This is a genomic window from Paraburkholderia sprentiae WSM5005 (assembly GCF_001865575.2).
Classification (GTDB): domain Bacteria; phylum Pseudomonadota; class Gammaproteobacteria; order Burkholderiales; family Burkholderiaceae; genus Paraburkholderia; species Paraburkholderia sprentiae.
On record NZ_CP017562.2, the window covers coordinates 2,087,278 to 2,101,144 of the forward strand.

9 protein-coding genes are annotated in these 13,867 nt (G+C 60.9%); 2 read left to right on the top strand and 7 right to left on the bottom strand.

Annotation, left to right across the window (positions count from 1 at the left end; translation table 11 throughout):
* Positions 1–6 precede the first annotated feature (6 nt).
* Entirely contained in the window at positions 7–1,527 is a 1,521-nt protein-coding gene (locus BJG93_RS26195) for a mannose-1-phosphate guanylyltransferase/mannose-6-phosphate isomerase (RefSeq protein ID WP_027194991.1), read from the bottom strand.
* A gap of 634 nt (positions 1,528–2,161) precedes the next feature.
* Between BJG93_RS26195 and BJG93_RS26200 the strand changes: the two genes are divergently transcribed.
* Positions 2,162–3,475 (top strand): O-antigen ligase family protein, encoded by a 1,314-nt coding sequence (locus BJG93_RS26200; protein WP_027194992.1) that lies wholly within the window; start codon positions 2,162–2,164, stop codon positions 3,473–3,475.
* Here the strand turns inward: BJG93_RS26200 and BJG93_RS26205 are convergent.
* The 6 genes from BJG93_RS26205 to BJG93_RS26230 all read right to left on the bottom strand — a co-directional run bounded on the left by BJG93_RS26205 (position 3,451) and on the right by BJG93_RS26230 (position 12,079).
* The gene (locus tag BJG93_RS26205; RefSeq protein ID WP_027194993.1) at positions 3,451–4,641 is read right to left on the bottom strand and encodes a glycosyltransferase family 4 protein; all 1,191 of its coding nucleotides are present in this window, start codon (positions 4,639–4,641) and stop codon (positions 3,451–3,453) included. The two genes, BJG93_RS26200 and BJG93_RS26205, sit on opposite strands and share 25 nt — an antisense overlap.
* Positions 4,642–4,693: 52 nt before the next feature.
* Entirely contained in the window at positions 4,694–6,010 is a 1,317-nt protein-coding gene (locus BJG93_RS26210) for an oligosaccharide flippase family protein (RefSeq protein ID WP_027194994.1), read from the bottom strand.
* Between the two features lie 16 nt (positions 6,011–6,026).
* Positions 6,027–7,037, bottom strand: a complete 1,011-nt coding sequence (locus BJG93_RS26215; RefSeq protein ID WP_027194995.1) for a glycosyltransferase family 2 protein — start codon at positions 7,035–7,037, stop codon at positions 6,027–6,029.
* A gap of 69 nt (positions 7,038–7,106) precedes the next feature.
* The gene (locus tag BJG93_RS26220) at positions 7,107–8,564 is read right to left on the bottom strand and encodes a hypothetical protein (RefSeq protein WP_174566116.1); all 1,458 of its coding nucleotides are present in this window, start codon (positions 8,562–8,564) and stop codon (positions 7,107–7,109) included.
* A gap of 18 nt (positions 8,565–8,582) precedes the next feature.
* A complete protein-coding gene (locus BJG93_RS26225; protein ID WP_027194997.1) occupies positions 8,583–9,698 on the bottom strand; it encodes a glycosyltransferase family 4 protein in 1,116 nt (371 codons plus the stop codon).
* A gap of 59 nt (positions 9,699–9,757) precedes the next feature.
* Entirely contained in the window at positions 9,758–12,079 is a 2,322-nt protein-coding gene (locus BJG93_RS26230; protein WP_027194998.1) for a polysaccharide biosynthesis tyrosine autokinase, read from the bottom strand.
* Positions 12,080–12,888: 809 nt separating this feature from the next.
* Here BJG93_RS26230 and BJG93_RS26235 point away from each other — a divergent pair.
* A complete protein-coding gene (locus tag BJG93_RS26235; protein WP_174566117.1) occupies positions 12,889–13,821 on the top strand; it encodes a GlxA family transcriptional regulator in 933 nt (310 codons plus the stop codon).
* Positions 13,822–13,867: the final 46 nt, after the last annotated feature.

Below are 13,867 nucleotides of genomic sequence, written 5' to 3' on the forward strand. Positions count from 1 at the left end.
GCACCATCAGCCGCAGCGTCCGTACTTGTCGTCGAAACGGACGATGTCGTCTTCGCCGAGATACGTACCTGACTGCACCTCGATGATCTGCAGCGGCACGCGGCCCGGATTTTCTAGCCGATGGCGAACGCCCAACGGGATGTAGGTCGATTCGTTTTCGCCGAGAAGAAACTGTTCTTCTCCGCGCGTGACGAGTGCCGTTCCGCAGACCACCACCCAATGCTCGGCGCGATGATGATGCATCTGCAACGACAGTCGGCCGCCCGGCATCACGACGATGCGCTTCACCTGAAAGCGCTCGCCATGATCGATCGAGTCGTAAAAGCCCCACGGGCGACGGACCTTTCTGTGCGCATCGGCTTCAGGAGATTTCTCGCGTCTGATCCGCGACACGAGTCCTTTGATGTCCTGCACATGCGATCGATCCGCAACGAGCACCGCGTCGTCGGTTTCGATCACGATCATGTTGTGGGTGCCGACGCAGGCGAGAAGCCTGCCCCCTTGCGAGCGCGCATATGTCGCGGTGGCCCCTTCGAACAGCACGCGGCCGCTCGCGGCGTTGCCGCAGTCGTCTTTGTCCATCGCTTGCCATACCGCATCCCACGAGCCGAGATCGGACCAACCCGCTACGAGCGGCACCACCACGCCGCGAAACGCCGACTCCGGTTTGCCAAGCTGTTCCATCACCGCATAGTCGATCGAGTCGGACGGAGAACGCAGAAACGCGTCGGCGTCCGGCATCACGCATTCTTCAGTTTTCTTCGCGTCGCGGCACGCCTGAGCGCAGGCCGCATGCATGTCCGGCTGAAACTGCTCGATCATCGATAGCCACACCGACGCGCGCACGACGAAGATGCCGCTATTCCACCAGTAACTGCCCGACGCGATGTACTGGGCCGCGAGTTCCGCCGCGGGCTTCTCGACGAAGCGCTCGATGCGGCGTGCGCCGTCGGGCAGCGCATCGCCGAGTCGGATATAGCCAAAGCCCGTGTCGGGCCGCTCTGGCGGCACGCCTAGCGTGACGATGGCGCCGTCGCGCGCATGCGTCGCGGCGATGTCGAGCGCATGATGAAGCGCATCGAGATGCGCGATCGCATGGTCGGCGGGCATTGCGACGAGAATCGCGTCTTCGTCTTGCGCGCATGCCGTCAGCGCCGCAAGCGTCAGTGCCGGTGCCGTGTCGCGACGCGCGGGCTCGACTACGATCCGCGCGTTCACGCCGATTTCGCGGGCCTGTTCATAAGTAGCGAAATAATGCTCGGTGCCGCAGACGATCACGGGATTGGCCGCGATGTTCCATGCCCCATCGAAGCCCGCCATGCGCCCCATGGTCGCTTGCAGCAAAGTCTGATTTCCGATCAGGTCGATCAGCTGCTTTGGAAACTGTTCGCGCGACACCGGCCACAACCGGGTGCCGGAACCACCGGCGAGAATCACCTGCACGAGCGTCGGGCACTCCGCCTCGGCAAAATCCTGCGCTATCGTTTCGACATCGGTCGCAGCTGCTGCCGCGGTAAGCTTGCCCATCGCTAACTCCTTCGCATTGAAACCGGCTCGGGAACGTCTCTCCCCGGACGACACCGCATAACGCAGTGCGCCGCGATCCACGCAAATACCGTCTCATGTGATGTATTGACAGAGCGTCCGCGTCGACCGGACCGAACCAGCAGTCCGGTTCGCAGCGAAAAGACGCAGCGCCGACGGCGAATCCGGCTCGATCGGAAGTACGGAAGCTGACTGGCCGGAGCGCAGTGGTCTGCTCGACAACGACGACCGGAAAGCGAGTGAACCCGAAAGAACGAATGCGGCAACGACGTCATCGAATCTGGTCGACATCGTGCCCCGATGAATTCATCATAGTTAGGCCGCATTGCGACGCACCGCATCTGGCGCGAAGCGCGGAAGTTTTGGCGGCGCTCGCGGACCGCATTTAGCAAACCTGCGAACGAGCTTGCACTTCTATTGCAGGGGAAGTGCACGATTGGAAATAAGCGCTGACACGTGCTACCGTTTAATGAACGTCCCGTGGCATTCATGTCAAAGATAAAACGGTGTGATTCCGCGCGGCCGTACTGTGAGTTTTCCGCTTCTCCCAAATCTCGCCATCATCGAGCCATGGGTACAACCCCAACCGGCGTGCCATCCGCTTTCTGGAGTTGCAATGGCCTATATTTCGCTACTCGCACTTTTCATGACGGTCACGAACTTCGTGCCCATCTGTGCGATCGGCTTTGTCCCGCTGCTATTGCTCGCATGGCGCTTTTATGGCCGCAGCTACCCCGCGTTCATCACGCCGCTCATCGCTTTCACGGTGCTCGCGATCGTCTCGACGCTGCTCTATGATCCGCACTCTTTCGTCGATTTCGAATTCTATCGACGCGACGGCAATTTTTTCGTCTCCTATGCGCCCATTTTTGCCGGTTGCGTGTATGCGCACCGCTGGGATCTGAACAAAGTGATGCGCGCGCTGTTCATTTTCGCCGTCGCCATCAATTTGCCGATGTACGCCTACTACATCGCCGACAACGGACTATTCAGCATCTTCGCTCACCCCGCCGACAGTTTCGGCAGCTACTTCATCGCCCGCAACGCGGCCGGCGGCTTTCTGGCGATGCTGTTCTGTCTCGGCGTAGCCTGCTACCTGCAAAAACGCAGCAAGCTGCTGATCGCGCTGCTCGCGTTGAATGCGCTGATGCTGTTTTCGACCTATAGCCGCGGCTCGCTGCTCGGCGCGGCGGCCGTTCTGCCCTATCTGTACTTTGGCCGCAAGCGCTGGATTCTCGGCACGCTCATCGCCGCGCTGCTGCTCGCCTCGCTCGCAATCGCGATCTACCATACCGAGTCGAACGTCGACTACATGGGCTATACGTTCGCGATTCACGCGAATGACGCCAAGGTCAACAACCTCAACATTCGCTATGAGTGGTTATGGCCGCGAGCCCTCGCGTATTTCGAACAAAGTCCGCTCGTCGGTCTCGGCTTCGGCTCCTTCGACGACCATATCGGCAGCCTCACTTCGTACTTCCATCTGTTCGCGGTGCCGTCCGACATGGTGATCGAGCACAGCGACTCGCATGCTCACAACTCGTACCTGAATATCCTCGCCGAGCTCGGCGTGGTGGGCTTGACGCTGATCCTCGCGTTCTTCTGGAGGCTGATCGAGTGGAGCAAGCAGGGGGCGGCGTATGCCGCGTTGGTCGAGGGCGGCCGTCAGTTCGCGGCGTTCCGCTTCGTCGAGATTTCCTCGGTTTGCCTGCTGGTCATGTCGGCAACCGAGCATCGGCTGGTCACGCCGTCGAATGTATTGATTCTTTCTCTGGTGATCTCGCTGCTGCTCGCCGCGCGTCCGCTGGCGCTCAGCGCATTCAGGCCCGGCGCGCGCGGCGCGCGCGAAGCGGGCATCGTGGGTACGCGAGCTACACAGCCCCAGCCCGTGCCCCAGCGCCCGACTCAGGGCGTAACGTCGGCAAGGTGACGCTCTTCGGCCGGCAGCGACTGACTCGGCGCATACGGAAGAAACTGTTCGACGCAAGCGTACGGAAGCCGCGCGTCGACGAAGCCCATCAGCGCCTTCTTGAAGTTCTCCGACGAAAAGCGCTCGGCATTCTTGCGGCACACGCGTGCGTCGAATAATGCTGCGTTGCTCTCGAACCGGGTAACGGCTTCGAGCAAGGACGCACTGGTTTGCTCACCGAAGAAAACCCCGGTGGGCCGTTCTAGCGGCAATCCCACCACCGATTCAAGCGCGCCGCCGCGGCCGAAGGCGATCACCGGCGTGCCGCATGCCTGCGCTTCGACCACGGAAATGCCGAAATCTTCTTCCGCCGCGAACACGAATGCGCGCGCACGCCGCAAATGATCGACCAGCACGCCGGACGGCTGATGGCCGAGAATCTCGACGTTGTCGCCGGCCACCGATTTGATCTTCTTCATCTCGGGACCGTCGCCGATCACGACCAGCTTGCGTTCAGGGGTTTGCGAGAAGGCCTGAACGATCAGATCGATGCGCTTATAAGGCACCATGCGCGACGCCGTTACGTAGAAATCCTCTTTCTCCGTACCAATAGGCATATTCGCCAGATCGACCGGCGGATAGATCACGGTCGCTTCGCGCTGATAGGCTTTTCTTATGCGCCGCGCGATGAACTGAGAATTCGCGACGAGATGATCGACGCCGTTCGCGGAACGCGAATCCCAGCCTCGAATGTAATGAAGCAGCACGCGCGCCAAGGCCGAACGCAGACCTCTGTCGAGATGAGATTCGCGCAGGTACTGGTGTTGCAGATCCCATGCATAGCGGATCGGCGAATGGATGTAGCTGATATGCACCTGGTTCGGCCCGGTCAACACGCCTTTGGCGACCGCGTGCGAGCTCGAAATGACGAGATCGTAGCCAGACAGATCCACCTGCTCGATAGCGATCGGCATCAATGGAAGATAGGCGCGGTATCGTCTTCGCGCAAATGGCATCTTCTGGATGAACGACGTGTTGACGGACTTCCCTTTCACGCATTCGCGGTCTTCGAGAAAATCGACAATCGAAAAGACGTCCGCATCCGGGAAGCACTCGATGATGTTCTTCAATACTTTCTCGGCGCCGCCGGACACTACCAGCCAATCGTGAACAATAGCGACTTTCACTTCGACCTCCTCGTGACAAACCAACCAGACTCCCGCACACCCACGCGCTACTTCAGTCGTCCTTTGCGCCGCCCGCCTGCGTACGAAACCCACACACTACCCGCACCCGCGCTAGTGCCTTCTCGGCGCCGGGCAGCAGGCTGATCAGTTCGAGGCGAATCAGGACGCTCAGCAGCGTCACCGACAGCGCCGCTTCGCCGATCACCCGAGCAGACGCCATGCCAGTCGCGCCGAAACGCGGCGCAAGCACCAGTGCCGACGCGAGATTGACGAGCGCCGCGGCGACCCCGGCAATCGCGAGCACCCGGTCTTTCCTGCGCGGCACGAATACATAGAACGCGACCAACTCATTGAAGGCGGCGAACGGGAACATCCAGGCAAATACCTGCAACACGTGCACGCTCGGCTCGAACGCAGCGCCGAGAATCAGCGGCAACACGAAGGGCGAAAGCGTCAACGCGCCGCACAACACGAGTACGCCATAGCCGATCAGCAGCATGGCGCCACGCCGCGTCGTGACATGCGCGCCTGCCTTGTCGCCCTGCGCGAGTTGCCGCGTTATCGTCGGAATAAAGACTTGCGCTGCGGGGGACATCAGGCCCAATCCGATCGTCGCGAAACGCTCCGCCGCGCCGAAATAGCCGACCTGCGCGGGAGTCGAAAACAAGGTCAGCAAATAGGTCGACGATGCCGTCAGCACGACCGAGCCGGACGAATAGCAGAACAGCATCGTCGAGTTGCGCACGAGCGGCACGACGCCGGAAAACCTGAGACGCGGCAAACCGATTTGCCATGTCGCCAAACCATAAGAAACGATCGCCGACGCGATCGCCGCGATCAGCAAACTCGCCAGCACCCATACGGCGTCGTCCGGTCCTTTGACGAGCGTCAGCACCAGCGCGAGACTCAGCGCGAAGCCGAACACTTCGATCATGATCGGCGTGCGAAAGTAATGCCGCCCCTGATAGAGCCAGCCGAGATTGAGTGCCTGCACGATGCCGAGCAAGGTCGCGAGCAGCCCGATCAGAGGCTGCTCCGACAATACCGGCGAGCTCCACGTCGCCACGATGCCGATGCCCGCGCCGATCACCGCGAGCACCAGGCGCGCGCTGACATGCAGCGAGTAAATCGCATTGGATTCCTGCGGCGTCTGCGCTTTCGCCACTTCGCGCATGCCGACGAAGGTGAAGCCGAAGCTGACGAGCATCCATATCACGTTCGACAGCGACATCGACGCGAGCACCCGGCCATACTCCGCCACACCCAGAACTCTTCCATAGAACGGCACGACGATGAGAAGATACGCATACCTCACCAGGTAGCCGCCGTACATAAACGCGATTACATTTGCGCTCGCCCGTCTATCCATGCCGTCCTCCTTCGCCTCAGCGTCCGGCGACGCGACGACGCGCAAGCGGGTTCGCGATATAACGCACCGCGAAATCCGATAGCGGCGAGTAAGGCACGAGACATAGACTCGACAGTGCGAGCGTGCCGAGCTTCTTCTTCAGGCTCCAGAATGGATTGGCGATGATCGTATGCAGATAGCCGCGCGAATTGCGCAGCATCCAGTGCCAGCGCGTGAATAGCGTGGCCCGATAAACGGAAGAGCAAAATGTCGCTTTCTCGTGCGAGAAGTCGAGAAACGTTGCCGGTAGTTCTATGTCGAGCCGGACTTTGGCAATATTGCGCAGGATGGCCCAGCGCATGTTGAACGCGCGCGGCGCTTTCGTCAGCTGTTCGGAGTTCGCGAACGACACGGTTTCACTGCCCGCGTTATGCACCCGGTAGCCGCCCAGCGACTTCGACACGGTGGCGATTCGTCCCGCCAGCGCGACGCCATAGATTGCGTAAAAGTCGGCGCCATAGCGATTCACGCCCTCTTCGGGAACCGGAAAGATCTGCTTGAGCGCACTCACCCGGTAAGCGTTGCCAGACGCGGGCGGCGACGGATACAGCCAACCGCGGCGCAACAGCCTGCCGCAGTCGTGTGGCGGCTCGCTGTTCGGCACGTAGGCCCCCGTCAATGCGCCCTGGTTGTCCATCACATCGAGCCGGAATTGCACCTTGGCCCACTCGCCGCTGTCGAAAAAGCGCATGACCTCGGTGACCGCGGATGGGTACAGCACGTCGTCGGAATCGAGAAAGATCACGTATTCGGTGGTGAGCGATGCGATTGCATGGTTGTAGGCGGACACCTGTCCGCCATTTTTCTTGCACAGCGACAGCACGCGATCGCCGTAGCTTCCGATGATTGCGCGCGAACCGTCGGTCGAGCCATCGTCCACGACCATGACCGTGGTCGCCGGATAATCCTGTGCGAGCGCCGAGTCGATCGCCGCGGCCAGATAGCGCTCGTAGTTGTAATTGCAAATCGCAATGGTGACTTGTTTCATGATGTGTCAACGCTATCCGTCAGGTTCGCTCCGCCGGTTCCCGGCGGCCGTCAAGCTCGCGAAATATCGCTACGCCACTGTCTGCGTCGCGCGACGCACCACGAGGTAAGCCAGATGTTTGGGCGGGTTATTACCCGCCCCGTTCACCTGGTCGGGCACCTTGAATCGCACGTTCATCAAAGCGTTGTCCCAACTCAATGCAACATTGCCCGATGCGCTCGCCTCGCCGCTCAGCGCATCGATGAAATCGGCCTGTACCGGGCGCGCGCGCAGCGCCTGCAACCCGCCGATGGAAATGCTCTGCCAGCCCGCGCTGCTGCTCACTTGAATCACGAGGTCCTTGCCGGAAAGCAAGGCGTTCGCAGCAACACCCGGACCGCATTGCAGCGGCTTCGAAAAACTCGCCAGAGGCCCACCCGCGGTTTGATGCAACACGATCAAGCTTCGACCCGAAACGTTGTAGGTTCGTTCAGGTGGACCGGGATGCGTGAGACGAAACGGTTCATAACCGTCCCAGTGATAGATCATCGACAGGTACTTGTCCGGATCGTCCCAATTCCTGCCGAGCGCCCACACCGCGAAGTCGAAGAAATAACGCGGCAAGTAATGCGGGTCTTTCATGTACTCGTTGCCGATCTCCGTTTGCCAGATGCCGCGCGCGGGACCGTTCTTCACGTACTGCTGATACAGCGATTCCATATCGGCGACCGGCAAATAATGCGTGTCGATGTAGTCGACCCAATCGAGCATGCGCTCTTTCAGTACCGGGCTGCGGTATTCGAGCCAGCGGTGGAAGTTATCGAGGCCGCCCTGGTCCGGCCAGCCGCCATAGACCACATACGCGCGATAACTGCGAATGATGCGTGCCGCCGGAATATGAATGCGCTCGACGTAATCCTGCATCGCGCGCTCATACGGTTTCGAGCGCTTTTCGTCTTTGCTGAATTCCGGACCGTGCCAGAACACCGACTGCGGCAAGCCGCCGGACAATTTGCCGGCGGCCTCGTTCCAGATCTGGAAATAGCGCAGGTTATAAGGGGGCGCCGAATACTTGCGCACTACCGCGTCGACATACCGCTTCCACGCGTCCACGTCGCGCGGTGCCGAATTGCTGTCGCCCGGCACACTTGCATTCCATCTCGGCGTGAAGCCGAGCATCAGCAGCGAACCGATTCCATTGCGCTCATTTCGTAACAACGCCGACGGCAGATCGCTATCGAACGCCGAGCTGGTTTTGTCGATGCGCATCGGCATGCCCGGCCCATCACGTTGACCAGGGCCGACCGTGTCGCGCCCCCAGCTGATGCCCATCGCTCGCCACATCTCGATGTCGGCGGCCGATCCGGCCCAGCCGTTGGTGCCGATCAGATCGGTCATCATGCGAGCGCGCGCCTTGGCGGGCGCCGCGTCGGGCATCAATGCGAGAGCGGGCCTGATAGTCGATAACGGCGCGGCCGCACCCGCCGCCAACGCGGCGAGCGTGTGCAATGCGCGTCTTCTACCGGGACGAGTCTTCGCGCGATCCATGTTGGTGGCCACCCGTCGCTAGCTCGCCGACGCGCGCGGCGTCAGTTCGGCCAGCCGCTCGCCGGTCTTGACATCGAGGATTTCGAGCACCTTTTGCGCCGCGCGCTCCCAGCGAAACTCCCGCGCATGTCGCAGCCCTGCGCTACGGTAACGTTGGCGAAGATCGGCGTCGGTCATCATCTGCGCGATCTTTGCGGCGATGTCGTCGGCGGACGTCGCGTCGCAGTACATCGCGGCGTCCCCGCACGCTTCCGGTATCGACGTGCGCGCGGACGCGATGACCGGACAGCCGCAATACATCGCTTCCAGCGGCGGCAGCCCGAACCCTTCATACAGCGACGGAAACACGAGGCACCCAGCGCTCTCGTACAGTGCCTTCAGCTGCGCATCCGACACGAAACCGGCCCACACGACCTGGCGCGAATGAACAGGGTGCTCCACGCCAGCGCTGCTGAAGATGCGCGGATTCTTGTTTCCCACAATGACGAATTTGACGTCGCTCAGATGCCCCAGGCGCGCGATCGCCTCGAGCACGCCGCGCAGATTCTTGCGCGGGTCGAGACTGCCGACGATCACGCAATAAGCGTCCTTGTTCAATTCGAGCCGTTGCAGCACCGAGGGGTCGGCGACGATCCGATCAAGATGATCCGCGCCGGGCGCCACCACTTTCACACGCGATTCGTCGATCTTCAGGTGATGGCAGATACGCATTTTCGAAAACGTCGACACCGTCAGAACGATGGGATGCGTGCGCGGCAATAGCGCGAAACAGATGCGATACCAGAGCCGGAATTTCCTCGAGAAGCCTTGCGGTACGTCATAGACGGCCATGTCGTGAACCATCACGATCTGACCGTGCTTGAATAGTGGATTCGTATTGCACAGACTCAGCAGCGTGAGCCCGCGTGCGGCGATGGGCAGCGTGATCTGCTCCCACAACGTACCGCGCAGCCACGGAAAGCGCCGTTGCGGTTTGAGCAGCGCCCCCGGCTCGACCGCGTTTTGCGGCACGAACACCTCGGGTTCGTCACCGGGCGCGGCGCGCATCTGCATGGCCCTCGTCAGCTCATACGCAACGCGTTGAACCCCCGTGACGGGCTGCGAAGTAAACTTGCCGTTGATTGCAAAGGCCATCTGGTTCTCCGTTTTACGCCATCGCGAATGCCCTTTACCGCGTTGAAGTTTTCACAAGCTCAAGCGCCGCGCGGCGCTGGCGGCGCGACGTCGTTTTCGCCGAAATCGCTGGCATAGTTGGTTTCATAGCCGTAATTCTTGGTGCTTCGACGCAGCGGAATGCCGTTGAACACCGCGCCCGCGATGCGCCCTTCGGCGCGCTCCACCTTTCTGATCGTGTCGGCGATCTCTTCCTCGCTTTGCATGCCCGAGCGCAACACGAGCAGCGACGCACCCGCCTCGTTCGCGACGATCGATGCGTCGGTGACCGCCAGGAAAGGCGGCGTATCGATGATCACCAGATCGAACTGGCTCGACAGCCGCTCGAGCACGTCCTTCAGGCGCGGCTTCATCAACAGCGCGGCGGGGTTCTCCGGGCGCACGCCGCACGACAGGAACGTCAGTCCGTCGATCGGCGTCGCGCGCAACGCATTGCGCAGCGGCAAGCGTTCCGACAGCACTTCCGAAAGACCGCCACGATTGCTCTCGTTGAATAGCGAGGCGAGATGACCGCGCCGCATATCGGCATCGATCAGTACCACGCGCGAGCCGATTTCCGCGTGCAGGATCGCCAGGTTCGCGGCGACGAAGCTCTTGCCGGCGGACGGCGTGGGTCCGATGATCATCACGATGTTGTTGCGCGCATGCGCGAGATCGCGCGCGACGGCGGTCCGTACGCTGCGCAGCGCTTCGACCGACGTGTCGTGCGGAAAGCGCGCGGCGAGAATCCTGCTCTGCCCGCCGGCATCGAGCAGAATCTCGTGCGCGCCCCTTGGCGCCGGCGGATGCGCGCGCCCGGCCATCGCCGGCAGCGATTTGCGTCCCGCCGTCGCATCGCGATCGAGCAGAAGTTGCTGATGGCTGAATAGAATTTCGCCAAACATCGGCACGCTCATCTGACGCTCGACGTAGCGCGGATCCGTCACGCCGATCATCACGTGGCGGCGCATGAAGACCAGCACGACGCCGGACACGATACCGAGTACCAAGCCACCGCCGAGCACGAGAATCGGCTGCGGCATGACCGGCATATGCGGTCTGATCGCCTGGTCGAGAATATGCGCGCCCCCGGTCGTGCTGGCGCGGCGCACCTGCAGTTGCTCGGCCTTCTGCACCATGCCGAGGTAAACCGTCTCCGCGACCTTCTGCGCGCGGATCAGATCGACGCTCGCGCGCTCCGACGCCGGCATGCCGTTGAAATGATCCGAGAATTTCGCTTTCGCTTCTTTCAGTTGCGTCAGTTGCTCGTCGACGTTCTGTACCCATCGGCTCTGCGCCGTATAGCGCTCCAGCAGTTGCGTGCGCTGCAATTGCAGCGCCGCGATCTGCTTGTCGAGATCGAGACCGCCCTGCAAATAGGCTTGCGCCTCGTTGGTCGGCTGCATCGATTGCGAGCGAGAGCGGTAGTTCTTCAGCGCTTCCTCGGCTTTTCGCAGATCACCGAGTAGGCGCGGAAGTTCGCCGTTAATAAACGCGAGCGTCTGCGTGTCGTTCGCTTGCCGGCTCGCCACTGCCGATGCGAGGTATTGCTGTCCCAATGCATTGGCGACGGCCGCGGCCTTGTCCGGACTCTTGTCGCGGTACTGTATTTGCATCAGCCCGGAATCCTTCACCTTGTCGCCGATCTTGATCAGACCTGAAAAGCGCTTGATGGCGTCCAGCTCGTTCCAGCGGATCACTTCGAATTTCGTGCCCGGCCGCGCGTCGAGTTCCTTTACGAGCATCGACACGCCGTTCTGTTTGAGCGGTACGCCGACCGTGCCGGTCGCCAGCAACTCGCCGGACGGGCCGTGCAGTTCGTAAGCGCCGTTCTCGAGCGCGGTCAAGGTCAGCTTCTCTTCCTCCAGTTCGCGCGGTACGTCCAGCGCGGCGATCTGCAGGCGCTCGCCGCCCCAGGCAAACGATTTCAGCCCCAGCCACGGGGCGGCAGGCTGCCCCGGCGTAGCGAATTTTTCGGCAATGTCGCCCAGCACCGGAAACTTGTGCGGCTTCACCGAAATGTCGAAACGGAACTGGTCGATGACCGGCTGCAAGACCGACCGGCTTTCCATCACCGCCATTTCAGTGACCGACGACGGCGTCGGCGGCGGCAATAGTTCCTGGTTCTGCAACGCGAGGCCGAGCGCGTTCGGTTCAGGCGGGTCCACGCGAACGATTACGTCGGCGGAATAGATAGGCGTGGCAATCAGTAGATACGCGACAGCGAGCGTGAGGACGACGACCGTCGTCACCACGATCTCCCAGACGTGGTCGCGCATTAGCGTGAGCATTCCGCTGACACTGAGTTGTCTGCGCTCGGTATCAACAGCGGGATAGAGCGAGTTTTGCGGATAGTAATCCACCGGTCTGATCCTTGCAGGTTGATGAAACAAAACGATCGGCAATCGCTTTGCGTCGCCACGTCGCCATTTATGCCGCCGGGCGGATTGGCCCTCGATTGGCTGGCAGCACGGCGAGGCGACGTGCTGTGTCGGGTTAGGTCGGGGAGCCGCGTTCGGGACCTCTCGAAGCACGGAAAGCTATACACCTATTGCTTATCCACCGTGGCATTGCCGATTGTTCTTCTCACGAATCAGGGAACGCGAAGCCCGCCATTCACGTAATCCGCGATTGACAATTTCTCTCTCGATGTTGCGGTGAAGCATAGTCCGCAAAGGATCGACGCATTCGCCGGCGGCCCAAAGTAGGGTGCTATTGGCCGATAACGTTGAGCCTTTTACAAATGAAACAGAAGCCAGAAAGGCTTGTTGCGATCTGCAATTGCTGTAACAGAGTTATACGGCAGCCGCCGTTCATCGCGACAGAACGCGAATTGCACGGTCGACGTGCAAGGAATGGCGCTATTAACCCGCTAATTGCGCCGAATCCATGCCACTCGGCGCATTCCGCTGATCCCGGTGCTTTTCGCTTGCAAGAATCGGGCTAATAGATCGAGAAAAAAATGCCGCGCAACGTTAATTGGTAGCACGCATTCGAGCGAATAGCGAGGTAAGAATTTCTGCGATCCTGACGATTACGCCAAAACACCCGCGCCTGCCGGCCAAGCTCGTCTCGCCCAATTCATTGCGCTAATCTCAATGCGTAGATTTTCCTGACTGGAGAAGCTCGCGTGATGAAGCACATTGGTCTATTCGTCTTTCAGGATTGTTCGATGGCAAGTACCGGCGCGATCGGCGACGCGTTCAGGCTTGCCAACGAGTGCAAGAGAACGGCCGGCGAAGAGGCGCCATACCGGTTTACCGTGGTGTCCGACGGCGGCGGTCTCGTCACCAGTTCCTCGGGCATATCGATCTGGACGCAAGGACTCGAACGTTACTGCCTCGCCGATTTCCACGCGTTCTTCGTCGCGTGCCGGGACGTCACGGAAGTGGCGGAATCCAACGACCGCTTTCTGTCGTGGATCTCGCTGCAAGGCTCGATCGCATCCTTCGGCATGCAACAGGGCGCCAATCTTGCAGTCGTCTGCAACGATCCACTGCAATCGATCGTGCCGATATTTCTGTTCGATGACAGCGGTGACGCCGCGCGCACGCAAAGCAACGTGACGCCGACCGATCTCGCGCTCGCGCAGATCGAACGCGATATCAATACCGACACGGCCCGCAAGATCGGCCGCATCCTGCAAACCGGCTACGCCGAGAAAAACCGCTCGGAATTCGACGACGGCAACATCACGACGACGACGGAGAAGATTCGCGAAGCGGCGCGCTGGATCAAGGAGAACTACAGCAAGGCTATTTCGGTTGCGCAGGCCGCCGAATCGGTGGCAATGAGCAAGCGCAACTTCCAGCGTCGCTTTAAATGCGAGTTCGGCATGACGCCGCTCGAATATCTGCTGCGCACACGCTTCGAGATCGTTCGCTCGATGCTGAAGAACACCGATTTGCCGGTCGACAAGATCGCGCGCCGCTGCGGAATGGGCGACGGCAATCGACTCGGCCGGCTATTCAAGGAACGCTACGGCATGTCGCCGACGCAATTCCGCGCGCAACAGCATGTGGATGCGGACGAACGTTGGCTGACGCCGGAGGAAAGCTGGAGCGCCGCGACGGAGATGTTGCGGCAGGCGCCGCTGACGCTTTAATTTTCGGTTGCCGGTTACTCCGGGAACGACCCGTCGACTCGATCGC

Coding starts and splice junctions, on each gene's coding strand:
- BJG93_RS26200 (WP_027194992.1), top strand. CDS start 2,162: ATGGCCTATATTTCGCTACTCGCACTTTTCATGACGGTCACGAACTTC.
- BJG93_RS26195 (WP_027194991.1), bottom strand. CDS start 1,527: ATGGGCAAGCTTACCGCGGCAGCAGCTGCGACCGATGTCGAAACGATA.
- BJG93_RS26225 (WP_027194997.1), bottom strand. CDS start 9,698: ATGGCCTTTGCAATCAACGGCAAGTTTACTTCGCAGCCCGTCACGGGG.
- BJG93_RS26220 (WP_174566116.1), bottom strand. CDS start 8,564: ATGGATCGCGCGAAGACTCGTCCCGGTAGAAGACGCGCATTGCACACG.
- BJG93_RS26215 (WP_027194995.1), bottom strand. CDS start 7,037: ATGAAACAAGTCACCATTGCGATTTGCAATTACAACTACGAGCGCTAT.
- BJG93_RS26210 (WP_027194994.1), bottom strand. CDS start 6,010: ATGGATAGACGGGCGAGCGCAAATGTAATCGCGTTTATGTACGGCGGC.
- BJG93_RS26235 (WP_174566117.1), top strand. CDS start 12,889: ATGGCAAGTACCGGCGCGATCGGCGACGCGTTCAGGCTTGCCAACGAG.